General features: G+C 35.8%; 21 protein-coding genes. 2 read left to right on the forward strand and 19 right to left on the reverse strand.

Annotated features, from left to right (window positions below; translation table 11 throughout):
• Window positions 1-204: 204 nt before the first annotated feature.
• Together secA and K8Q91_03600 are read right to left on the reverse strand one after the other, a co-directional pair.
• The gene (gene secA / locus K8Q91_03595) at window positions 205-2718 is read right to left on the reverse strand and encodes a preprotein translocase subunit SecA (GenBank protein MCE9629050.1); all 2514 of its coding nucleotides are present in this window, start codon (window positions 2716-2718) and stop codon (window positions 205-207) included.
• A 761-nt stretch (window positions 2719-3479) separates the two neighbouring features.
• Window positions 3480-5729, reverse strand: coding sequence for an O-antigen ligase family protein (locus K8Q91_03600; GenBank protein MCE9629051.1), 2250 nt, complete (start codon window positions 5727-5729; stop codon window positions 3480-3482).
• Window positions 5730-5820: 91 nt separating this feature from the next.
• On the opposite strand from K8Q91_03600, the gene K8Q91_03605 reads away from it, so the two are divergent.
• Window positions 5821-7110, forward strand: coding sequence for an oligosaccharide flippase family protein (locus K8Q91_03605; protein ID MCE9629052.1), 1290 nt, complete (start codon window positions 5821-5823; stop codon window positions 7108-7110).
• Here the strand turns inward: K8Q91_03605 and K8Q91_03610 are convergent.
• The 9 genes from K8Q91_03610 to K8Q91_03650 are packed head-to-tail and all read right to left on the reverse strand — an operon-like array spanning window position 7084 to window position 16000.
• Window positions 7084-8223, reverse strand: a complete 1140-nt coding sequence (locus K8Q91_03610) for a glycosyltransferase family 9 protein (GenBank protein MCE9629053.1) — start codon at window positions 8221-8223, stop codon at window positions 7084-7086. The two genes, K8Q91_03605 and K8Q91_03610, sit on opposite strands and share 27 nt — an antisense overlap.
• Window positions 8210-9298 (reverse strand): glycosyltransferase family 4 protein, encoded by a 1089-nt coding sequence (locus tag K8Q91_03615; GenBank protein MCE9629054.1) that lies wholly within the window; start codon window positions 9296-9298, stop codon window positions 8210-8212. Before K8Q91_03615 ends, K8Q91_03610 begins: the two co-directional genes overlap by 14 nt.
• Window positions 9299-9317: 19 nt before the next feature.
• Window positions 9318-10481: a glycosyltransferase gene (locus tag K8Q91_03620; protein MCE9629055.1), complete on the reverse strand. Its 1164-nt coding sequence runs from the start codon at window positions 10479-10481 to the stop codon at window positions 9318-9320.
• A gap of 5 nt (window positions 10482-10486) precedes the next feature.
• The gene (locus K8Q91_03625; GenBank protein MCE9629056.1) at window positions 10487-11545 is read right to left on the reverse strand and encodes a glycosyltransferase family 4 protein; all 1059 of its coding nucleotides are present in this window, start codon (window positions 11543-11545) and stop codon (window positions 10487-10489) included.
• Window positions 11546-11551: 6 nt separating this feature from the next.
• Window positions 11552-12730 (reverse strand): aminotransferase class I/II-fold pyridoxal phosphate-dependent enzyme, encoded by a 1179-nt coding sequence (locus K8Q91_03630; GenBank protein MCE9629057.1) that lies wholly within the window; start codon window positions 12728-12730, stop codon window positions 11552-11554.
• Window positions 12723-13838 (reverse strand): DegT/DnrJ/EryC1/StrS aminotransferase family protein, encoded by a 1116-nt coding sequence (locus tag K8Q91_03635; GenBank protein MCE9629058.1) that lies wholly within the window; start codon window positions 13836-13838, stop codon window positions 12723-12725. The genes K8Q91_03630 and K8Q91_03635 overlap by 8 nt, the downstream gene beginning before the upstream one ends.
• A gap of 45 nt (window positions 13839-13883) precedes the next feature.
• On the reverse strand, window positions 13884-14504 hold the full coding sequence (locus tag K8Q91_03640) for a class I SAM-dependent methyltransferase (GenBank protein MCE9629059.1): 621 nt from the start codon (window positions 14502-14504) through the stop codon (window positions 13884-13886).
• 8 nt (window positions 14505-14512) lie between these two features.
• The gene (gene rfbC, locus K8Q91_03645; protein MCE9629060.1) at window positions 14513-15085 is read right to left on the reverse strand and encodes a dTDP-4-dehydrorhamnose 3,5-epimerase; all 573 of its coding nucleotides are present in this window, start codon (window positions 15083-15085) and stop codon (window positions 14513-14515) included.
• Complete coding sequence (locus K8Q91_03650; GenBank protein ID MCE9629061.1) at window positions 15086-16000, reverse strand: GDP-mannose 4,6-dehydratase; 915 nt, start codon at window positions 15998-16000, stop codon at window positions 15086-15088. It lies immediately after the preceding gene.
• Between the two features lie 81 nt (window positions 16001-16081).
• On the opposite strand from K8Q91_03650, the gene K8Q91_03655 reads away from it, so the two are divergent.
• Complete coding sequence (locus K8Q91_03655) at window positions 16082-16819, forward strand: glycosyltransferase family 2 protein (protein MCE9629062.1); 738 nt, start codon at window positions 16082-16084, stop codon at window positions 16817-16819.
• On the opposite strand, the gene K8Q91_03660 is transcribed toward K8Q91_03655, so the two are convergent.
• From K8Q91_03660 to K8Q91_03695, 8 genes are read right to left on the reverse strand one after another with little or no spacing between them, the layout of a single operon-like run.
• On the reverse strand, window positions 16772-18286 hold the full coding sequence (locus K8Q91_03660) for a GtrA family protein (protein ID MCE9629063.1): 1515 nt from the start codon (window positions 18284-18286) through the stop codon (window positions 16772-16774). The genes K8Q91_03655 and K8Q91_03660 overlap by 48 nt on opposite strands.
• Window positions 18270-19352: a glycosyltransferase family 4 protein gene (locus K8Q91_03665; protein MCE9629064.1), complete on the reverse strand. Its 1083-nt coding sequence runs from the start codon at window positions 19350-19352 to the stop codon at window positions 18270-18272. Before K8Q91_03665 ends, K8Q91_03660 begins: the two co-directional genes overlap by 17 nt.
• Before the next feature lie 37 nt (window positions 19353-19389).
• A complete protein-coding gene (locus K8Q91_03670; GenBank protein ID MCE9629065.1) occupies window positions 19390-20184 on the reverse strand; it encodes an FkbM family methyltransferase in 795 nt (264 codons plus the stop codon).
• Window positions 20171-21196, reverse strand: a complete 1026-nt coding sequence (locus K8Q91_03675) for a glycosyltransferase family 4 protein (GenBank protein ID MCE9629066.1) — start codon at window positions 21194-21196, stop codon at window positions 20171-20173. Before K8Q91_03675 ends, K8Q91_03670 begins: the two co-directional genes overlap by 14 nt.
• Before the next feature lie 7 nt (window positions 21197-21203).
• Window positions 21204-21842: a class I SAM-dependent methyltransferase gene (locus K8Q91_03680; GenBank protein ID MCE9629067.1), complete on the reverse strand. Its 639-nt coding sequence runs from the start codon at window positions 21840-21842 to the stop codon at window positions 21204-21206.
• Window positions 21839-22921, reverse strand: a complete 1083-nt coding sequence (locus K8Q91_03685; protein ID MCE9629068.1) for a glycosyltransferase — start codon at window positions 22919-22921, stop codon at window positions 21839-21841. Before K8Q91_03685 ends, K8Q91_03680 begins: the two co-directional genes overlap by 4 nt.
• A complete protein-coding gene (locus tag K8Q91_03690) occupies window positions 22918-23961 on the reverse strand; it encodes a hypothetical protein (protein ID MCE9629069.1) in 1044 nt (347 codons plus the stop codon). The genes K8Q91_03685 and K8Q91_03690 overlap by 4 nt, the downstream gene beginning before the upstream one ends.
• The gene (locus tag K8Q91_03695) at window positions 23948-25108 is read right to left on the reverse strand and encodes a glycosyltransferase family 4 protein (GenBank protein MCE9629070.1); all 1161 of its coding nucleotides are present in this window, start codon (window positions 25106-25108) and stop codon (window positions 23948-23950) included. Before K8Q91_03695 ends, K8Q91_03690 begins: the two co-directional genes overlap by 14 nt.
• Window position 25109 lies beyond the last annotated feature (1 nt).

Genomic DNA, 25109 nt, shown 5'->3' on the forward strand with positions numbered 1-25109 from the left:
AACACTACGTTTTAGTTTGTAGATGTCGATGCGGAAAAGCATCGGTTAATTTTTAGAAGATTAAGGATGAATAATGGACTAATTTTACCATGAAAATGCTCAATATTTTGGTGTTTTGAGAGGTGGAGATGGGGATAAAAATTACCCACTAAAAATTAATTTTTAGTGGGTAATTTTTTGATAAGAAAACAACTTAAAAACTACCTACTGACCATGGCATTTTTTGAACTTTTTTCCTGAACCACATGGACATAAGTCGTTTCGGCCAACGTTTTTATATTCACTATTATTTTGATTAGTGGAATTAGTAGAAACTAAACTACCATCCACTTCCAACTCCTGATGAATTTCTTGCAGATTAGACACAGTTTCCACCTTCACCGGAGCTCCAATGTTGGGAATAATCCTAAAAATCTCACTGAAAATAGAAAATTCCAAACCTTTAAAGAGATTTAAACCTTCTCGCTTAAATTCTACTAACGGATCACGCTGACCATAAGCCCGTAAGCGCACACTATTTTTCATATAGTCTATAGCCTCTAGGTGTTCAATCCAAAACATGTCAATAATCTGCAAGCAAGCAGCTCTAGTCGATGACAAAAACTCTTCTTCTCCAAGTTGAACCTTTTTTTGCTCAAAAATAACCCAAAAGTTTTCAACCTCCTCTTCAGACCAGCCCATCAATTCACCCCCACGAGTTAGAAAGGTTTTTATTTCAGCTTCACCGCCCAACAAGACTTCTCGCCGTCTGGTGTACATAGTAATTCTCTGGTGATTGATCACATCGTCATATTCCAGTAAGTGTTTCCGAACATCGAAGTGCATTCCTTCAATCTTAGACTGAGCATTCTCAATCGCCCTTGAGACAATTCTGTTTTCAATCGGCTCATCCTCCGGTATACCCAAACGATTCATCATGTTTTTAATCCGATCTGGAGCAAAAATACGCATCAAAGAGTCTTCAAGGGAAATATAAAATTGGGTCTCGCCAGGATCACCCTGACGCCCAGATCGGCCTCGCAGCTGATTATCAATTCGTCTTGCTTCGTGCCTTTCTGTTCCAATCACACAAATTCCCCCAAATGATTTTACATTTTCATAATCAACAGTTGAAGCCAATGAACCACCCAACTTAATATCAATTCCGCGACCAGCCATGTTGGTAGCGACAGTTACTGCTCCTTTTTTACCAGCATCAGCAATAATCATTCCTTCTTGCTCGTGATTTTTGGCGTTAAGAATTTGATGACGAACCCCCTCTTTAGTTAAGTAGGCCGATAATAGTTCATTTTTTTCAATTGACACGGTACCAATCAACACCGGCTGGCCTTGGTCTTGTAATTCTTTTATCCTTTTTGATAAAGCTTTAAATTTACCTTTTTCAGTTTGAAAAATAAGATCAGATTTATCAATACGAGCTGACGGCTTATTGGTTGGTATGGCAATTGTTTCTAAACCGTAAACCTTTAAAAATTCTTCGGAGGAAGTCAGGGCTGTTCCGGTCATACCCGCTAGTTTTTTATACAAGCGAAAATAATTTTGTAACGTAACAGTAGCATAAGTCCGAGATTCTTCTTTGATTTGCACCCCCTCTTTAGCTTCTACAGCTTGGTGCAAACCCTCAGACCAGCGACGACCTGGTTGCAGTCGCCCAGTAAATTCATCGACAATCACCACCTCATCATCTTTAACTACATAATCACGATCTCGTTCATATAAAGCTTTAGCTCGAACAGCTGTTTCTAAGTGATGCACATACACCACTCCTTTGTCAGTGTAAATATTTTCCACCCCAAGCAACCGTTCCGATTTCTCAATTCCAACATCGGTTAGGGTAATCGCTTTCATTTTTTCATCAACTGTATAATCAACTTCTGCCTGTAGTGAGTTGGCTATCTTAGAACAGGTATTATATAAATCAGTTGACCGACCAGCTGGCGCAGAGATAATTAAAGGAGTTCTAGACTCATCAATCAAAATAGAATCGACTTCATCCACAATCGCGTAATTAAATAATCCATTAGCATCTGTACGTTGAGATATTTGATCAGCTCGTTGAGCAATGTTGTCACGTAAATAATCAAAACCGAATTCATTGTTGGTCCCATAAGTAATATCCGCTAAGTAAGCCTCTTGCCTAGAACAAGGTTTCAAGAATTCATAAACAACCTTGAAACCACCAAGCGCATCTCGCTCTTCATCAGATTCTGATTTAACATGACTCGGATCATATAAATAAGCGGTCTGACTATTTATCACCCCAACAGATAGACCAAGAAAATTATATATTTGCCCCATCAAAACAGTATCTCGGCGAGCAAGGTAATCATTAACTGTCACAACATGCACTCCTTCACCAGATAAAGCATTCAAATAAACCGGTAACGTTGCCACCAAGGTTTTGCCTTCACCGGTTTTCATTTCCGCAATTCCGCTTTTGTGTAAAAAAAATCCACCCATCAATTGGACGTCAAAATGACGTTGATTTAGGGTTCGTCTGGCCACCTCTCTTACTACAGCAAAAGCTTCAGCGCTAATATCGTCCAGTTTTTTACCTTCTGTTAGGAGGTTTTTAAAATAAGGCGTTTTAGCCTTCAGTTCCTCATCAGACAAGCTTTGAATATCAGCCTCCAAAGCATTAACCATGTCCACAAAAGGGCCCAGGGCTTTAACTTTTTGACTATTACCATCGCCAAAGATTTTGGTTATAAACGACATTTAGGCATTCTAGCATAAACAAAAAAATCCCCCAATTGGCTTACGCCAGGAGGATTTTTTTGTAACTAATTACGATTACGCTCGTTTTTTAGTTGTCTTCTTCTTAGCAACCTTCTTTACTGCTTTCTTAACAGTCTTCTTTACTGCTTTCTTAGCAGTTTTCTTTTTTGCAGCCATTGTAGTGATGAAAAAGTTATTTTTAAATAGTCTGGCGATAACACCGACCTTTTGTATAACAACTAAATGAAATACAAAAAATATTTTCTGTTATCACAGCTTGATACTATTATCTCTTGAAAAAAAACTTACTACAATATTTTTTTACAAAAAGTTGTGGATAACAAAATAAAAAAAATATTTTTTATTTTATTTTTTTAAAAAATTTTAAATAGTAATATAAAATATATAAAATAATTTTTGTCATTTTAAAATTTATTTGCTAATTCTTTGAAAAAATTTCTATTAAAATAAAAATCACATCAACTAATTCTAGTTAATGTGATTTTTATTTTGACTCCATCCAGGTATGACTAGCGGAAGCAAAACTCCAAAGGCTAAATGTCTTAATGTGAGTGCTGCCGCTAGTCATACCTAGCTGCAGACTCATACAGTATAGCAAATCAATTATCACCAGAAAACACCAAACCCGCCAGAGGCGGGTTTGGTGAAGACATTTAGTTGGAGATTTGAGGGGTCATTTAATAACAACCCCTAAGCACTCACACCATCTATTATAGCAGATCTAGACTAAAAGTCAACAACTACTGCACAATAACTGTTCCTGATTTGATTTGATTCATGGCCTGATTTATATTGTCTTTCAAATTAGGAAATAATCTTAATGCTTCCTCTAAAACAATTAGGGCTTTATCTTTTTGCTTGTTTGCATACAAACTAACAGCTAGTGATATGTAATTTTGAATATCAGTTGGATTACTTTCTAACTTGGACTGCCACAAACTAACTAGTTTAGAATAATCATTTCTTTCAGCGTAATAGTTTATTTGCTCGTTAATACTTAAACTATCAATCGATATTTCTTTTTTTAATTCACTAGCTAAAGTGGTATCCCCAGACAAAGTAGCCATACTAGCGTAAAGCATACGCGCTTCAAGATAGGACTCATCTAGTTGAAACGCATATTTAGCATCTTCTAGAGCTTTGGGGTAGTTTTTTATAGACGCCTGAACCCTTGCTCGCATCATAAAAACCACTTGTTTTTTGGGAGCGAGAGTAGCCGCTTGATCCAATAACTCCAAAGCTTGTTTAGATTGACCAAACTGTCCCAAAAAACTAGCTAAGACCAAACGAGAACGTACATCATCTGGGTACTTTTTAAAATGTTGCTCATATTGTTCCAATAGTAAGTTAACGTAATCCTGTTTTAGTCGCGCCTCGACCTTCTGATCAGCCAAGACATTTCCAGCAGCCCTAACAATATTCTCTTTAATTTCTACATCTCCATAAGTTGCAACCGCTAAAGCTTTTTTAAATTTAGTTAGACCTGACTCAAAGTCTTGATTAGCCACACTTTGTATTGCGCCAATTAAAGACAAGTTGGCATACAAGGGTTTGATATTGACCGTATACATAAAAACCAAAACCAAAAAGATCGAGACTACCCCACCCAGAATTCCTAATGAGTTGTTTTTTGGCGATAATTGTTGAGTGTTTTTATCACTAACATATAGAACATGGACATAGGCCAACAAAGTCACGAACCACAAGTAACTGGTCAGGTTATCAAAAATAACCAGGTTCTGAAATATATACCCAGCAATAATAGCTCCCAGTATTACCTTTTGGTTATTTGATAAATACTTTCCAGGGACCTTGATCAAACACCAAACCCAAGCCCCTAATAGATATAGGTAAGATAGCAAGCCTAATAAACCGCCAGCAATTAACCAATCAAGGATCGTATTATGTGTTCGATCAAACCAAGGCTCTTGATTGTACATACTTGGATCATAATATTTGCCAAACACGGAAATAAAGTTCTCTTGACCCCAACCAAGAATTGGCCTCTCTTTAAATCCTGGCCAAACTATATTTCTCCAAATAGTTAATCTGGATTCAATGGTTTTATCTTGTAAGTTAAACGACGAAGCGGCTCGAGCTAAAGTTGGTCGATCAAGAACAAATTGTGAATCTTTAAATGACCATAGAAGCAAGAAAGCTACAAACAAAACTGCCAACCCGGAAACCAAAATCAACCTTATTTTTTTAGCCTGACCGCCACCACGATTAATAGCCAACAACCCGACAATAATTAATGTAATAGTAACAATTAATCCCAAAAGCGCCCCCCTGGTACCAGTTAAATACACCAAAAAAGCAAACAAGCCAGAAGTTAGACCATAAATCAAATAATGACTACTCGGCCTTGAATCATGTAATTCTTTCTTACCTAAAAATATAAAAGTGGCTACACCAAAAGCAAAAAACATATAAGTAGCAAAGTAAGAGGCATTTCCAAATGGCCCATCAATACGTCCTCCACCTTGTTGAATTGCTAACCAACCAATTTTTTGAATAAGACCATAGACCGCCACCACTCCAGCCACCCCCAAGTTAATCCAGAAAAATTTATTCCAGTGTTTTTCTGTCTTAAACAGACTAATTAGTATAAAAAAATAAGCAGCCAGATGAAGTAAGGTAATCAAACCTTCCATCCTTTCAAAGTTACTGAAAATACTTCTCGTTGGATTAACCCCCGCAAAATCAGCTATCGTAATTATAATAGTAAAGACCAGGCCACTTATAGTAATCCAAGACCAGGCAGATCTGTATTTTTTATCCAAAAAACCCAAAGCCAAAACCAGCACCAAAATAACGTCAATCAAAATACGGAAAAAAAATGTTTTTGCACTAATATAGGGAAAGAAGAATAGGGCTACAATTGGAGAAAATGGTGGCAATGGGGCAATTAATACTGTAATCGGTACAATAAAGGCTAAAATGACAGCTATTTTTTCGATTAAGTTTATCCCTTTGTTTGATATTATCATATGGTTAAAACTATAACAGAATCTAATCTAGAATGAAATTAAGGGCTATTCTTATTTGTTATAATACTAAGACTAGGCTACTATTTAAGACATGTTAAATCACTTGAAGTCAAATTTCATCAAACCCCTAAACACCCTTGAGTCCTACCTTAAAACCGATGTCCGCTACCTAGCTAAGGGCGGTTTTTGGTTAACTCTTGGTAGTGTAGCTTCCGCCTTTATCTCATTTCTATCGGCCGTGGCTTTTGCCAACTTAATACCAAAAGAAACCTACGGAACTTATCAATATATTTTATCGGTCAGTAGCATTCTAGCTATTCCTACGCTGGCCGGGATAAACACCGCTGTGACCCAATCAACCGCTAGAGGTTACGACAAAACAATCCTAGTTGGTTTAAAAAAGAGAATTCAGTGGGGAATCTGGTCTCTTTTATTAGCTAGTGGTTTAGCAATTTATTACTGGTTTAATTCTAACAACATATTAGCTATTTGTTTTTTAATTGTCGGACTCTTTATTCCATTATCAGAAACCTTAGGAATATACGTTCCCTATCTACAAGGTAAAAAAAATTTCAAAACCTTAAGTTTATATGAACTAGGCGCCCAATCTATATCAGTTGGACTTTTAATATTTTGTATTTGGTTAAACCAAAACCTGCTAATTATTCTGACCACTTTTTTCCTTTCTTGGTTATTAGCTAGATTGTTTTTTCTAACATTAACTTTAAAAAAATTTCCCCCAGTCACAGAATCAGACCCTGGAGCAATTTCTTATGGAAAACATCTAACTGCCATGACTATTCTTAACACTGTTAGTTCTAGTATTGATAAAATAATCCTGTGGAAAGTATTGGGCCCCATCCAAGTTGCGATCTACACTTTTTCTTTAACAATTCCCCTAAAAGCGGCCAGTTTTGTTAAAATTATAAATCGTTTAGCTTTTCCTAAATTAGCCACCAATGATTTAAAAACAATCCAAAAAACGTTACTACCTAAAATTTTATATTTAATCCTTCCAATCACCCTGGTTACCATAACTTACATTATATTTACCCCTTTAATCTTCAGTTTCTTTTTTCCTAAATATCTAGAAGCCGTCTTCTACGCCCAAGTAGCTGGACTGTTAATCATCTTCCAACCTTTTGCTCTAATTTCTTCTGCCCTGACCGCTCAAGCCAAGAAAAAAGAATTATATATCTACAACACAGCCTCCCCTATTATAAAAATAGTTTTGTTTCTATTACTAATACCTCCCTTTCAAATAATTGGAGCGATCATGGCTTTAGTTGGGTCAAAAATAATAGACACCATTATTTTAATTTTTTTACTAAAATCACCCACCTGGTTTAGTCAATCAAATAGAGAAAAGATCTCTCAGTAGATCATCAGCCACCTCAACCACCTCCTCAGCTGTTATTGACTCAATCTGCCGACGAGCCTCTTTGGGATCAAAAGAACGAGCATCCATGATAAATAACTCCGCCTTATCTCTCTCGGGAAGAACCAATTTATGTTTTTTGCCAACTGGCGGCTGAACCCTCTCATCAACTGGACCAATAATATCAATAGTTGGAACACCAAAAGCTTCGGCTATATAAATAGGACCAGTGTCGACTGATATAAATAGCTGTAATTTAGATATAAAACATTTAAGCTCCTCTAAGCTAAAGTGTCCGGCCACGTTAAAGATTTTAGTTTTTTCACCTTCGACAAATGAACATACTTCTATTGCATCCCCTAAGTCATCCTGACTCCCTATGACAAAGATCTTAACTCTATCTTTTTTAACTAAATGCTCAGCCACTTTGGCAAACTTGGCGCTACTCCATTTTTTTACTTTATTACCAGCTGACGGTGAAATGCCAACTAAAATATCATCCGAAGTTACACCAATACCAGCAAAAAATTCAGCCATCTTGTAGTTGGCTTCTTTTGAGTAAAATAGAGTTTTTTTAGTATCATCGGAAAAAACATTAATAACTTCTAATAATCTCAAATATTCTCTTGGAGCATAACCATAAAAATCATGGGTTTTAGTTTTAATAAATAGACAAAGAAGTTTATACCAAATCGTCTCATAAGGACTGTTATTATTTATAACTCTTGGAGCAGTAATTAGATCGACGTTCCCCAATAATAATGCTGCCAAACCAAAAAAATCGGGCCCGACAATACAACCAAAATCAATCTTTCTAGTCCTTAAAAAGGTAACCAAATTTAACAATCCACTAAAAACAACATACTCATCAACATCTGAATGACCAGTCAATAAATATTGATTTACCTTGTTTCCAACTACAATAACCTTGGCTTGTGGATATTTTAACTTAACCGCTTTAAACATTGGAGTAGTACAAACCATATCACCCAATTTTGCCTGTTGAATAAAGACAACTGTCTTGATACCAGGACTATTTGAAGAAAACCAAGAAACCCTAAACAACCTATAAACCAAGATCCCCAACAATAATCCTGTATTTTTAAGCCAAGTCATTGTTAATAAAATTAATTATTTTATCCACCCGAGCCTTCCAAGAGTAGGTTCTAGATTTTTTAAAAGACTGATTGGCAATACTTTCAGCCAGCTTCTGATTACTTAAGACTAGTTTAATCCCTCTCGCCAAATCCAGACTATCAGACGGCTCAACCAAAACAGAAGAATCTTCATCTAAAACCTCTCTAATAGAAGGTAGATCAGAAGCAACAATCGGTCGACCAGCGGCCATATACTCAAATAGTTTCATTGGGGAGGTACAGATACGAGATACTTCCTCTCGGTCTGAATTTGGCAATACCAAGACATCAGCCGCTTTAAGATAAACCGGTATTTCCTGGTGTTCTTTATGGCCGAGCATTTTGAAATTGTCAGTCTCAGGATGAACCACCTGAAACTCCTTGACCCAGCTATCACGACCACCAATTATCACAAATAAATAATCGTTACTAAATTCTTTAGCACTTTGATATAAAATATCAATCCCTTTCCAAGAAAAAACACTTCCTGTATACATTATTATTTTTCTTTCCACCTGTAATCCTGTCTTTAGCCTAGCCTCTTCTACTGTTAAATCAAGATTAAATTTGTCAAAATCAACAGCATCAGGTGCTACTAATATTTTTTTAGCCAAACATTTATTTTTATTAACCAAGACATTCTTCATCCCCTCGGTGATTGAAATAATAAAATCAGACTTATTTAAGATGACTCGGTACCAAAGTTTGGTCAAATACTCAAGATAATGAATCTCGTAACAAAATTTAACACCAGTCCTAAACCACCAGTTAAAGATAATCATGAAAAACAAAAGCTTCTCTTCCCGACAAAATACATGAGTAAACTTATTTTTTTTTATATACCGTAGATAAGCTTTAGCCAAAAAAAAGCTTCTCAGATCTGATTCCATGATAACCATTTGACCATCAAATTCTTTTTCTGATTTAGATTGGCCAATACCTAAGTAAAAATCTTTACCAAGCCTTTGGTTAAATATCTCCGCCATACTTAAAATCTGAATTCGATTAGCTAGCGGTGATGGCAAAGTTATCGATGTTGCATATAAAAGTTTCATAGGCTTAAACAAGAATATTTTAGTTAACTAAAACCCCTTCATATTTAGAAATAATCAGATCAAAATCAAAATCTTTCGCCCGCTTACGACTAGCCAAAGAATAAGCCTGTCTCAGACCATCATCCTTAAGTATTTTCAAAATAGCTTGCACTAACCCATCTTCATCCCCAACAGCACACAATATACCGAAATCGGCCATCTCAAATCCTTTATCCAACCTTAAACGATAATCCGTATCAGGAGCTAGAATTTCTCTGGGACCAGAGTCACAATCAGAAACAACAGCCGGGGCTCCACAAGTAATAGCCTCCAGAACTCCGTTAGGCATTCCCTCCCACAATGAAGCTGACACAAACACATCAGCCTTAGCTAAATAACGATAAGGGTTATCTGTATAGCCAGGTAAAGAAACATAATCCTCGCACTTTAAATCTCTAGTAAGTTCTCTCAATCTTTCTTCTTCACGACCAGCACCCACAATTATTAAACGACAATTTATCTGCGCTCTTACTCGATTAAAAGACTTTATCAAAAAACTAAAATTTTTCTGTTCTCTCAATCTACCAACAGCCACTATTAGTAAATCACTCTTTCTCTCTACCCAAGAATGCCCGACCGGCTCTGCTGTTTTTTTTGAGATAAAAGATTCTGATTTTGGGTTATAAACAACAACCACTTTCTTCTTATCAAGATCTGCCACACTGGTAATATCGTCTGCTACTCCATTAGACACAGCAATGATTTTATCTGCTTGTTTATAAAATTTTCTCACTAATATAGGTATAAGAAACCTGTCTCTTATTTTCCCATACCTTCTAAACAATTCAGAATACATATTCCCTACTCGTAAGACTATCCTCACTCGACTGCCGGCCAAACGTTTAGACAATAGTGACACCAGATGAGTATATTCATCCAAAGACATAACAACATCTGGATTGTTTAATATTAAATAGTCTTTTAAATTTAAGGGGCTAAAAATAATTCGACCAACTTTCAAATCTACCACCCTGACTAGAGGGTCAACTTGACTAAGTAGCGGTCCTTCATTTTTCATCACCACCAAATCAACCCTATGCCCCCTATGAGCCAAAGCACCAGCCAATTCCACCATCATTTTTTCTCCACCACCAGATCTGAATGATGAAATAAAAATAGTTATAAGTTTTTTGTTTTTATCCATAACCATTATTTTTTATTTAACAAATCTAGAAGCTTGGGAACAAAAACCTTAAAAGAACAATCATTCTCCATAAAAGACCTGCCATTAGCCGCCACTTGTGTCCTTAGTTTTTTATCTGTGATCAAAGACTTCAATTTTTGATACCACTCGTCAGAACCATCTGCTAAAAAACCATTTACCCCTTCTTTAATCAATCTAGGATTTTCACCCCAATCAGAAACAACTATCGGCACACCGCAAGCCATAAACTCCTTCGCTTTATATACATCCTTACCTTTATTCCATTCTGTTTTTTCTAAAGGGTAAACACCAATATCAAAGTTTTGTATATAACGGACAATCTCTCTTGGCTCAGTCCACATACCCGAAGTCGGAGGCACAGAGATGACAGTCAGATTTAAGTCTTTTATATTTCTAAATATTTTAGGAATCTCTTCTCCACCACCCACCAATAATAAACGAATTGATAATCCATCAGCGATCAACCGCTTGAGCGGTTCAACTAGAAGCAACATGTTATTGTAGTGGACCGGAGTACCAGTCCAACCAATAACCACTTCTACTAAATCTGTCTTGTTCAAGTCAGGTTTGAAGATATTTTCTGTATCAATCACCGTAGTAAAAACATGAGAATTTAGGTTATATTTTAAAGCGTAGTTCTTTAAAAATTCACTGCCAGCCAAAACAACATCAGCATATTTAATTATTAAACTAGTTTTAGTATTAGAACTTCCTTTTTCTAGAAAGATAGCGTCATCAAAATCAAAAGCATAACCCCGACCAAATAAAAAACGCCTCAATAATATTAACACCATAAAATCCACCTGGTGAACAGTTCTCTGCAAAACAACAACATCTTCTTTATTCAGATGCCAGAGAATTTTTAGGTTTCGGTAATTTTCTAAAAACCTAGCTCTGGATATATCCCACCAAGCTCTAGTTTTAATATGATAAACATCACTATCCACCCCCAAAGTTTTCTTTAGGTAATCTGATATCAAAAAAGCCCTGGTTCGAGAACTAGGTAAACGCCTATCTCCTTTGGTGAAAAAAATTATTTTCATTAACAACTAACTTTTTGATCCCAGGAATTCATCAAAAACCGAGATTATATATTCACGATCTTCTTGGGTGTACCGAGGATGAACCCCTATCCAGAAACTGTGTTCTAGAATATAATCTGCTTCTTTCAATTTACTACCCAGTCTGTATTTTGAGTCCCGATAAGCTGGATGACGAGTGATATTACCAGCAAACATAGACCGAGTCTCGATGCCATTTTTCTCTAGATGAGCCACTAATTTACCTCTATCTCCAGTATAAGTTAGCGGTAAAGCAAACCAACAAACATCAGACCCCTTAACAGTAGTTGGCATAATCAAATCTTTATATTTTGATAGATGTTTAACCAAGTAGTCAAAATTGTCTTTCCGTAACTTTTTAATTTTATCAGCCTTCCTGAGTTGCACACGACCCATCGCTGCCTGTAATTCTAAAATCTGAAAATTGTAACCAATTTTATCGTAAACAAATCTAGGGTTATAATCTTTTGGTAGAGTTTTACATGTATGAGGCTTGTCCGTATTAGCTTGTCTCCCCCAATCGCGATACATTCTAACATTAACTGCTAACTCCTTGTTATTCGTAAAAACCCCACCACCAACACCCATTGAGACAATGTGAGCCGCATGAAATGAAGTAAACGAAATATCTGCATAGGTTTCAACTTTTTTACCATTAATACTAGTTCCCCAACCATCACAGTTATCTAAAATTGTTTTAATTTTATATTTTTGGGCAACCTTCTTAAGACCAACCCAATCAACCGGATTACCAACAGCGTGGACAGCAATAATCGCTTTGGTTTTCTTTGTTATAGCTTTTTCAACTTCATCAATATCAAAAACATAAGTCCCCACCTTAGCGTCAACCACCACCGGAACTAATCCGCATTGTAAGATAATATTAAATATGGTTGGGAATGTAACCGCCGAAATAATCACCTCTGACCCTTTTGGTAATTCAAGAGCAGACAATGCCAGTAGACCAGCCGAAGAGCCCGAATTGGTTAGTATTCCATATTTAAGTCCAATTTGATCACAAGCTTCCTTTTCCATCAAAGCCCCCTCTTCACCTTGTTGCCAATTACGGCCATCACCTTTATTAATACACTTAATAATAGCGTCTTTTTCTTCTTGTCCAATCAAAGCACCGCCATAAGTTATTTGTCTAAATTCTTTTTTAGGCATATTTTTTTATTAAATTAATAACGTAATCCTGATCTTCATCGGTCATACCTGGATAAAGCGGTAAAGAAACAATATTATGCCAAATTTTATCAGCCACCGGAGTATTAGCTTCTTGTTTATACAACGGGTGAAGGTGCATTGGCATAAAATGAACCCCGGTGGTTACACCATTATCCTCTAGATACTTCATCAGACCATCTCTATCGGGCACTTTAATTATATAAAGCCACGGAGCAACAACCCCTTTCGGTTCAATCGTAGGAGTTTCAACCCAAGCCAACGTCGATAGTTCTTTATTATATTTTTCTACTAGTTTATTTTTTATTTGCAACAACCCAGGCAATCTTCCCAATTGAACCAAACCAATAGCAGCCATAATATCGTTCATATTATATTTATAACCAATATCAGAAACCTCATAATACCAGCTATAACTACCCTGTTTTTCACTAAATCTCTTCCAAGTATCTTTATTAATACCCAACCATCGCATCCGTCTTAGTCTGTCATTAAGTTCGTCATCATTTAAAGTAATCATCCCACCATCACCAGTAGTCATATTTTTTTTACCTTCAAAACTATGACAACCCACATGTCCGATCGAGCCCAACATTTTACCATCATAGGATCCCCCAACTGCATTTGCCACGTCTTCAATCACCTTGAGACTATACTTCTCCGCAATCTTCATGATGGCATCCATATTGACCGGAATACCCCCCAAGTGAGTAGCAATTATCGCTTTTGATTTAGGTGTAATTTTTTTCTCCAGATCAACAACGTCTATACATAGAGTTTTAGGATCAACGTCAACAAAAACTGGTTTTAATTTATTATAGTAAGCAGCATGGGGAGCAGAAATAAAGTTAATAGTTGGCATCAAGACCTCACTACCTTCAGGAAAGTCAAAAATAGCCAAACCTAGATGTAATGCCGCCGTTCCCGAATTAGTACCAATGCCATATTTAGAACCAATAAATTTGGCATAAGCATTTTCAAATTCCACTGTTTTAGGACCAAGTGTCACCCACCCAGATAAAAGGACCTCTTTAACAGCCTCCACCTCCTCCTGGCCCATATAGGTCTTAAATAATGGTACTTTTCTCATTGGATGCCATTATATATTGAAAATAGGCCTAAAATCAACCTATAGCTACTCAACCTTTAATGCCAATGGCTGGTATTCAAACTTATCCGAAGGATACACTTTTTTCATATAATCACACACGTGTGGCCACTCCCAAATAATAACTTTTTTATTAGCCACTGATTCCATATTTTTCATAGCCATCCTCATATCAGACTCATTGTTTAAAAAATACATCATTACTGCCCGACAAAAAACAACATCCCAATTATTAGAATCTAACCATTCGTCAGTAGCACTAACTATATCCACCTCAGAAACAGATAGAGATGAATCACATAAATCTAATAAGTCTCTAGATATGTCGATACCACTAACATTGAAATGATCTTTTAGTTCGAGCAACAAACGACCATAACCACAACCAACTTCTAAAACACTTTTTGGATTATAGACACTTATAACAGCCACTAATTCTTTTTTATTAGGGTTCGTGTGTAAAGGATCAGCTCCACCTTTCCTTTGCCTGTCATACATAGATAGACGATATTTTTTACCATCCTCCTTAACCCAGTAGTATTTATATCCTCTAGTGTGGGAAGGTAATCTTTTTATAACAAAAGAACGAAATACTTTTAATTGCCAAAATATACTCAAAATAAACAAACGCAACTTAGCAAAAAACATAACGTTATTTAAGTATTAACTTTAAACAAATCCGACTTTGGGTTATTGCACCACTCTTTAAAAGCTGGAGCATTTTTATTTTTATCAGATATAACTGGTTCTTCTTTGATTGGCCAGTTAATGTCGATATCTTTATCATTCCACAAGATTTCTCCTTGACCATCAGGGTTATAGAAAGCCGAAACTTTATATTGAACTTCCGTCATATCTTCTAAGGTTTGAAAGCCTCTAGCAAAACCAGCAGGCGCATACAATTGTTTTTTGTTGTCAGCACTAGCCTCAAGACCAATCCATTGACCAAAAGTGGGAGAATCCTTCCTTATATCAACTGCCACCAAAAAAGCAGAGCCCTTAGTGACCCTCATTAATTTAGCCATCGGCTTGTCAAACTGAAAATACAAACCCCTGATTGTGTTTTTTTTAACTGATAAAGAATGGTTATCTTGAACAAAAAAATCTTCAATACCAACCTCTTTAAACAAATCAGCCCTGTATGTCTCTACAAAAAAACCTCTCTCATCTAGATTAACCTTAGGGTTAATAACATATACATCTTTCAAAAATGTAGATTCAATATCCATCTACTTAGATAAATTAAAATATTCCTCGATACCCTGATCGAAGCTGTAGAGAGGTTTCCAATCAAGTTCTTTATTCAATCTTTCTCCATTCATTTGATATTTAAGGTCCATACCCGGGCGATGAGAAGGAGTGGTTGGCACATTTTTATTAGTCACCTTTTCCACACGGCTTATTAAATCTTTCACTGTAAAACCATCATTTAATGTCACATTATACGGACCGATTCCCTTCTCTAAAATCAGCTCTATGGCCGGTGGTATGTTTTTAACGTAAATATACTCACGGTAACCAGTTCCTTCATTGTGAACAGGTATAGGCTCCCCAGTATCAACCCCATGTTTTATTAAAGACAAGATTTTGCGTTTGTCCTGTCTTGGTCCAAAAACGTTACAAAACCTGGTCTCAGCTATCTTGTTTTTAAGATTATCGTAAGTATTTTCATAAGCCATCCTCATCAAAGAGCCAGTAGCTTTAGAGCATGAATACGGATTTTTGGGATAAAAATTATCGCCTTCTAATTTTTTTACTTCACACTCACCATAAATTTCGTCAGTCGACACATAGATGTATTTTTGTAAATCAGGCAACAACCGGCAAGCTTCAAATAGATTTATATTAGCCATGATGTTCTTCTCCAAAATACGATTAGGTTTTTTGGTCGAATCATCAACATCACTCAAAGCCGCAGCATGAATAACATATCCCGGATTTTCTTTTTTTATAATATCTAAAACTTCAGGTCGACAAACATCCAATTTGTAGTAAACAAAAGAACCATCAACTATCTCAGGATGACTACCTGTTGCTTCTTTGTCTATCACCACCACATTCCAACCTTTTTTAACAAAATACTCTGTTACGTGGGAAAAAATGAAGCCCAGACCACCAGTAATTAAAATTTTTCTATTTTCCATAATTACAGGCTATTATATATAAAAAGGGGCACTAATCAAGCTTAGACTGATTATCTGCTTTTGTGATATATTAGGGCCACAATGAAACTTTCTATAATCATCCCTTGTTACAACGAACAAGAAACTTTACCTGAATTACTGAACAAGGTGGTTAGTTTATCTCTAGAAAACTGGCTAACAGAAATAATTATAGTTAATGACGGCTCAACTGACGAAACTTCACAAATTTTACAAAATTTTAAAGAAAGATACCCCTTTTTAATCATCTATAACCTACCCAAAAATCAAGGCAAAGGATCTGCCATAAAGTCTGGCCTAACTTTAGCTACTGGTGATTTTGTTATTATTCAGGATGCTGATTTAGAATATGATCCAAAAGATATTGTTAACTTAATTACAAAAGTTAAGGACAAAAAGACTATTGTTTTTGGTTCACGAAACTTATCAACAGAAACCACTAGGGGTAAATTAATCCCCCGCCTAGGTGTTAAAACTATCACTTATTTAATAAACTTATTATATAACCAAAACTTAACTGACGTCTGGACTTGCTATAAATTATTTCCCCGATCTGCATTCATCTTTTTTGACGAAGGAAAATTTGAATCTGAAATAACGTTTATCCAAAAAGCCCTTAGGCACGAATACCAAATCTTAGAAGGCAGTATTTCTTACAACCCAAGAAGCGTCGCCGAAGGGAAGAAGATCCGCTACCGAGATGGTTTAATTACCATATTCAAGATACTTAAACTATTTTTCCAGCAAAAATATCTAGAGAAAAATATCGTAGAGAGACCCACCTTGACTGATCACAAATAAAATAACACTGCATAAAACAGGCAGGGCCGCGATGATCCAGAATAATTCCTGTCTATTATTTCGAATGGCTATTTTTTCAATCTCGGACAAACCCAATAAAGCCACCGGTATCACCCATAAAAACTGAATAAAGATAATCCGCGAAATAAATATCGGCCACAATAAAACAGGCAAGGTAACAACACTTAAAATTAGCATGTATTGCCAAAACATGATGGGATAATAAATTCCCTTCTTCCAAAATTTAAAGGCAAATACTAAAGAAACTACAACCAACAACCATAGAATGTTAAAAGATGAGCTCTCCACTAAAACAAAATTAACAAAAGTGTGGTAATCATTTTGATAAACAGACTGATTTTGTTTAAACCAATCTAAAAATAGAGGAGCTCGTCCGGCTAGAATCATAAAATAAGACCCGGTAATCAGGCCAGCCGGAACTAGCAACAAAGAGAGTCGTTTCAAGGTTTGACGTAATCCTTGTTTCTTAAAGTAAAAGACGATGATCACCACACCAAACAACAAACCCATAACTCCTGTTTCTTTAGACAAAAGACCTACTGTTCCAACCAATGAAGCAACTAGAAACCTATAATCCTTAGCAGATTTTATAGCAGACAAGATTAAAGCAACTGACATAGCAGCCAAAGCCCAGCCTGATATGTCTGTTCCTAAAGCTAGTCCATATTTTAATAACGGATAACTGAAAATCAACCAAATACAACCAATCAATGAAAAGCGCTGATTAAAACCGAGTAAGAGTAGGAGCCAAAAAAAGCTAGCAATTAAAATAAAGAAGAAGCAGATATTGATGAGCAGTAGAGACTGCTGGGGTAACATGATTGTTGAGAAAATTGCCCCAACGAAACCATAGACCGGTTTAGCCAGCCGCAATAACACCCCTGAACTGCTTTCAAAAAGTTGATTTTTTGAAAATGAATCAATCTGACCCAGATATATTTCACTATCTATCCGGAGATCATAAACACCGTTCACACTAAAAACCAAAAAAATCGCAATCACCGCCGCCAAAACCAAAAACGCAGCCTGATTAATTAAATTATATTTTTTCATAGAAGTATTGCCAAAAATAAAAAACCGATAAAATATGAAGGACGATACAGCCAGAATGGCAGCTGCCAGACCCTGAGCCAACAACTCAAACGTATTTAACCACTCTACCAGAAAAAAAACAATAGCTACGTTAGCTGCCAAATTAAACCCAGCAACTGATAAATAACCCCCAACTTGTGAACTTAAATTATTTATCTCTTTGTTTTTAAAGGTAAAAAACTTCTGCAATAAAAAACTAACCATCAAAGACACCCCAACCGCCACCATTGAAGCAAACAAATAATGAAACATTAAAACCGAAAATAATAAATGGAAAATAAACAGGTTAACTCCTGCCCCTAATGATCCTGCTATTATAAAACGAAAATATAGACTATTAATTATTTTTTTCATAAATAATTTTTAGATATCCCTTAGCAGCCTTTTCCCAAGAAAAGTTTTTAGATCTCTCTAATCCTAACTCTGTTAAATTTGATCTGAGGTTTTCATCTGAGGAAATTTTTTCCATAGCTAAACAAATATCTTCAACCGAGTCAGGATTTACTAAGTAAGCCGCCACTCCAGCCACCTCTTTCATAGCCCCCCTATCAGAAGTAATAACCGGTGTCCCAACATCCATTGATTCTAAAATAGGCATACCAAAACCTTCCAACAAACTAGGGAAAACTAGGGCTAGGGCCTTTTTGTATAAATAAGCCAATTGTTTTTCACTAACATAACCCAAACAAAAAATATCATTCTTGTACTTACTTTCGTTAATAAGCTTTGACACCTCACTATTATCATTTTTACCAGCAAAAACTAATATATTATGCGAGTGGGTACGTTCCTTAAACAAGTCAAAAGCTTTTACTACACCCATAGGATTTTTACGGTCTTTCAAAACCCCTACAAATAAGAAAAAATCATGGTCTGGCAACTGCTTTACAGCTTCTAAATTGTTTGCATTAATTTTATTGAAACCATTTAGAATGACTACTACTTTATCAACCACTTCGGGATAAAACTTCTCAATCTCGCTTTTCGTGTAGTCAGATACAGCAATTATTTTATCCACCCTCATTAGAGAGTGCCGGTGAACAAGTTTAACCGCCATTCTACTGAGGTACTGCCTAATTCCATTAGCGGGTAAGTTTAAATACCCCAGATCGTGAACAACTAAAACAGTCTTCTTCAACTTAACAAACAACGGCATCACTGGTGTGAAAAAGACGTAAACATCAAGGTCATTTTTACGGAACAGGCCAAAATCCAACCAGAATAGATGCCCAGGCAAGGTAACAGGTATCCAATTTTTTGTTTCAGAAAAAGGCTCAACCATCTTTGTATCCTTTAAGAAAATAGTAAATTGGGTCTCTGGCCCACCTTCAACTATAGACTTAGCTAAAGAAAAAATAGACCGCCCTAAGCCGGCGGCCATTTTTTCACCATAAGGGTGCAGAATTAAACCTACTTTCATGTCACAACCCTACCAAAAAGAAAGGATGATTACAAACCTATTTGATTAATTCCAAAATAATTAAACTCCGAAATTTAGCAATTTTTCTAACACTTGATAATCGGTAACCTTCGAACCGTTGCAAAAAAACATCTAACGGTACCGCAGTTAAATCTTCGTGATACTCACCTATCCAAATCATAGGTTTATATCCTAAAGATTCAGGCTTAATAGCTGTGGTTTCTGTTCCTTCAATATCAAACTTAACCACATCAAATGATCCGTATTTCTTTTCTAAATCTACCAAGGTCATAGCTGGAACGGAAACTTTTTTTGCCTTAGCATCTCTAATCAATGTAGATCCTGAAATACTAACTCCAAAGTTTAAATAAAAATCAACTACCCCTCCATGATCTGAAATCGCCTTAGGTTCTATTACGATACCGTTATCCCCGAAATCACTTAGGTTTATTTTAAGTTTTTCTATATTACCTGGATCAGCCTCAACTGAAATGACCTGAGCTCCAGGAAATTTATTTGCTAAATATATTGAAGAATAACCACGGTTTGACCCCAAATCTAAAACCCTCTTAACCAGAGCTTGATCAACTTCGACAAAATACTCTTCAAAAATAAAAATCTCAAAAAAAGTACCCATATCCGTCCAATCAAAAATAAAAAGGGATTTATTTTTAAATTTTATGTGTATGGTTGGTATTGGTATTTTTATTTTTTTAAAAAAAGGGCACAAAAAAGACCAGAAAAATAATCTCAATTTACTGATAAAAGTTAACTCAAGCTGCCATATCTTAAGTCTATTTGATATAAATTTTATAAACCTATCTAATTTCATTAAATATTTTAGAACTTAAACTAGTCAAGGAATGATTAATAACAACATCATGTAAACAGGATCTGTCTCTCTCAGTAGGTGCAAATTTCAACATCGTTTTTAACTTACTAGCTAAGTCTCGATGATCATCTTCAATAAAAATAAAGTCATTATTTATTTGTCCTACTAGATTTTTATTACAAACAACTGGTAAACACCCACAGGCGATCGATTCAAAAATAGTTTTATCATACATACCACTTGAACTTAGATTAACAAATATTTTATGACTATTATAAATATTGGCAGTTGAACTATTTGGTACACCTGAATAAAACTTAATTTGTCTGTCGAGGCCACCTTGAACAACTTTTTCTTGTAGTTCTTGGTAGTAGCCCTGATCCGACTCCAAAGGGTCACCATAGACACTAGCTGAAAAGTCTATATTTTCATTTTTTAAATATTTTAGGGCTTCAATCAAAACGTGAATTTTTTTAACTGGAGAAATTCTACCTACAAAAAGAATGGACTTTGGAATTTTCTCGCCAACTAGATTTTCTTTAAATAAATCAAGATCTATACCCACCGGCATTAAAACTGTTTTTCGATATTTGGCAGTGTAGGAATATTTTGAAGTACAAAAAACCTTATCACAAAAAAGGACACTTAAATCAGTAAGCCATGAGCCTGAATGATGATTTCTCCACATAAAAACTTTTTTACCCAAAAACCACCACAACCAGCCAGCCAAAATAACATACTCCTGATTCATATGAACCAGTACGGCGTCATATTTCTTTCTTTCTTTCAAAAGAAAAAAGAAGTAACGCCATAAATACACTGCCTTGGATTTTTTTATCTCTTTACCTAAAGATAAAACCTTAACGTTGCCAGGTAAGTTATACTCACCCTTTCCTAAACAAATAACTGTAATTGAATTAAATTTCTGCGAAAATGCCAATATCCAACCATGAAAAAAACCTAATATCGGATCAGCTAAATCAACCTTCTGAGTAATAATTAGCAGCTTCATACCTAAATTAGTCTCGAGCAACAAAAACTAGATCAAAACTACACCAGCCCGGAAACCAACGAGCTAGTTTGACCCATCTACCCAATCCAATTATTTCGACTTTAGAAAAATACTTCCCCAGAACAGACCTTAGTTCGTTAATATGGAAATGGTTGATGTGGGTAGGGTCTGAAAGCGGTGTTCCTTTTTTTGATCCCAATAAATACCGTAGTCTATTTTTAAAATTAAAAGGATTAGGTACAGAGCCAATAAAAACACCACCACTATTTAAATGACCCCTGACTTTCTTAATTACCTCTTCCGGGTAATAAACGTGCTCTAGAACCTCTCCAGCTACTACACAGTCAAACGACCGCCCTGATATCTCAGCCCAGTTACCATGAAGGTCCAAAATGGTCGTTTCTATATTAAGCCTCTCTTTAGCCCTTAATAGACTAATGGAATCGACATCAACCCCTAAAACTTTGTTTCCTTCAACAAAAAAACTAGTTAGAGCGCCATCACGACAACCAATATCTAAAACCATTTTATTTTGACCCACTAAGAATTTAAATAATTTCCCCCTAGCTTCTTTTAGGATACTAAAATCTTCAGCTCGAGCTGTAGAATGGTGATATTCGTATATTTGGGCTGTAGAATTTTTCACTCTAAACTGGTCTTAAAAATTTTAATATACTCTTCCTTAGTTAGATTAAATTTGGCCGGAAACAATACTGGGCCAGGTTTACTTAATACAGCGATCATCTTACCAGCAAAATCGTCAGGGGTAAAATCAGCAATTGTTACACCGGCTTCTTTGGCTATACCAACGTCAGTTGAAACTACTGGACAACCACAAACCAATGCTTCTAGCAGGGTCCGCCCAAAACCCTCATACCAGGAAGTATTTACAAATAAATCAGCTGTTTTATAACAAGAAGTCAGATCATCTGACCAACCCCTAAAAACCACCCTGCCTTCAAGGCCTAAAGCTTTGACCTGATTTTCTAAATTTAACCTCTCCGGACCATCACCAACAATAATTAAACCAGCCATTGGCCTTTGCTCTGATATCTTTTTAAAAGACAACAAAGCAAGACTGATATTTTTTTCTCTAGTCAGGCGAGATGAAATTAAAATAATTTCATCAAACTGAGGATACAATTTTCTTAAATCAATTTTAACTGGAGCTGATCTATATTCCCCAAAATCCATCCAGACCGGCAGAATGGTTATATTTTTTTCTTCAACTCCGAAACTAGAAATTAAAAAATCTTTTATTTTACTTGAAACAACCCTGACCTTGTCCGCTCTTGGTAATAAGTAACCAGCAATCAATAAACGAATTCTGTTTTTAAACAGATCTTTTCTAAAATAAAAATTACCCAAGTCAGTATGAACTTGTAGTTGTAGTTTGACCCTACTTATTTTAGAAACTAAATAAGCAATACAGCCAACCTCAAACGGATCTTGAGCTGTGATAACAACTCCGGTTTTTCCTATTTTTTTTACTATTTGCAAACCTATCGACAAAGCTGTTGCATATCCAAAAAAATAAAAACTTGCTTGACCGCTATATAAAAACAAATTAGGTGGTAAAAGCTCTGGTAAATATTTTTGACGGCCAGATGATAAAACTATTATATGAACTTGTTCAAAGGCACCAGCCAGGTCCAGCATCCTTTTTTGGACTGAACTAGACTTGTCAAATATTTTAGTATCTTTGGAAAAGATAATTAGTTTCATTTTTTTGTCATTATAAGCATGATCTCATCAGCAATTTCAACCCAACTGTGTCTGTATTCAGAACTATTTATTTTATCGACCAGTGAACGATAAACTTCCGGTTTACTTATTTCAACCATTGCCTCAGCGATAGCTAAACTATCTAAAGGGTCGACCCATAGACCAAGATCTTTTAGATTTTCATACAGACCACACTCCTTCGTACAGACAAAAGGCTTACCAAAACGCAAACCATCTAAAATCATATTAGGACTAATATCACCAAGGGATACTAAAATAATAGCTTGAGATTTCTCGATCACTTTCATAAAATCCTGATACGAAACATTGTCATCAAATAAACGTAATTTAGGATTACTTTTTTGAGCTATAGCTAAAGCTTTTTCCAAAATTCCTTTATTTTTCCAAACCAAACCCCGACTAGATGACACTAGTATAAAATCACTGTGCACCTCAGGTGAGTCGGTCTTTTTTTGATCTTGAGTACCCAAATAATTACTAACAATGACCATAGACTGGGAGGATAAACAATATGGTTCTAACCAGATAGACTGCTGCCATTTAGTGGAAAAGATTATAGTTTTTGCTTGAGATAAAACAAACCTGGTCGTTTTGAAAATAATTCTTTCTTTGAAACTTAAGTTCTGCATTTCTGTTTTATAAAAATCTCGCAATAAAACCGGTTTTTTAGTTCTCTCTACATAACTTTCCCATAAAAAATCTCCCCCAGTCCTAACTACAAATTTTTTCCGCAACAACAAACAAGCAGTCGCTACCGGCAAAGCCACACTCCAAGTATCAAGGATAAAAATAAAATCAGCCCGCCAAATAGTTGGTAAAATTTTACCCAAATAAAACAGATGACGAATCCCGGTCGGCAAAAAATATTCAAACGTAAAAGTTTTAACCACCACTTTAAAACCTTTTAGCCGCCACTCTCTCTCCACGTTAACGGCATACTGAGCTGGGCCACCAATTGCCGGCGGATATATACCCGTCGCTATTAAAATCAACTGGCCTTGAGACTTATTTACTATCATTGGTAGTAAGCAAATCAAATATCGGCTTCAGGCGCAAGACGACCGACTCCCAAGTGTAATCTTGATGAACTTTAATAAAAGCTTTTTCAACCACCTCTTGAACCACTTCTTTATTACTAGACTGAAGAATATATGTTATTTTTTCTGCTATATCCTTAGAATTATTAGGGTCTGCAAACCAACCAGTCCGCCCGTCATCAAGAAAATCTACAATACCACCTACCGCTGAAGCCAGTACTGGTACTTTGACTGCCATCGCTTCTAAAAAAGAATTACCTAAACCTTCCGAACGGCTAACTCGAGCGTAAACATCAGCTTGCCGCAAAAAGGTCAACATATCTACCTGTGGTAAATAACCAATTATTTCTACCCGATCAGATAAACTCAACTCGTCTATGATTTTAGTTAATTTCCCCCGATCTGGACCATCGCCAACAATAGCTAAATGAACATCTGATGGTAAATAAACCATTGCCCTGATCAGGGTATCAATATTATTTTTTTCAACTAACCGCGAAGTTGTCACCACCAACTTATAATCTAAAATAAATTTATTGGTCGCTGGTTTAAACACTTCAAAATTAACCCCATTAGGGACGACTGTAATTGGCACATTAACTCCAGTTGTGACTGCTCTGCTTTTAAGATAATGACTAATAACTGTTACTTGGGTGGCACTTTTTAAAACAAATAAATACCAAGGTTTAATTAATAAGCGGTACAAAAAACTAACACCACCTACATATCGAGCTAAATGAGTTTCTTCGTCCCCTTCCTGTAAAGTTAGAAGTAATCGACCTTGAAAGAAAAATTTATTATAAATAGCTGTAGTCACGCCAGCCTGACTGGCCATCATCGCCCACAAAAAATTATATTTTCTTATTTGATTAAGTTTATAGGCTTTTATTACTCCGAAGATTGGTAATAGAAATTTCCCTAAAGTCCCTCTACCTACTCGATAAACAGTCACTCGACCAACAGTTTCAATTGGTAGGTATTCAGCACCAAAATTAACAGTGATCAAGTCAAAATCATAATCAATTAGTCGATCAGTAATTTCTTTGATCGCTATTTCTGCTCCACCCACAAATGGAAAATAAGCAGTCGAAAAAATAAGGACTCTTGGTTTTGAGATAGGACTAACCATA

This window comes from Candidatus Vogelbacteria bacterium, assembly GCA_021414225.1.
Taxonomy (GTDB): Bacteria; Patescibacteriota; Minisyncoccia; order Phycocordibacterales; family XYD1-FULL-46-19; genus JAIOOX01.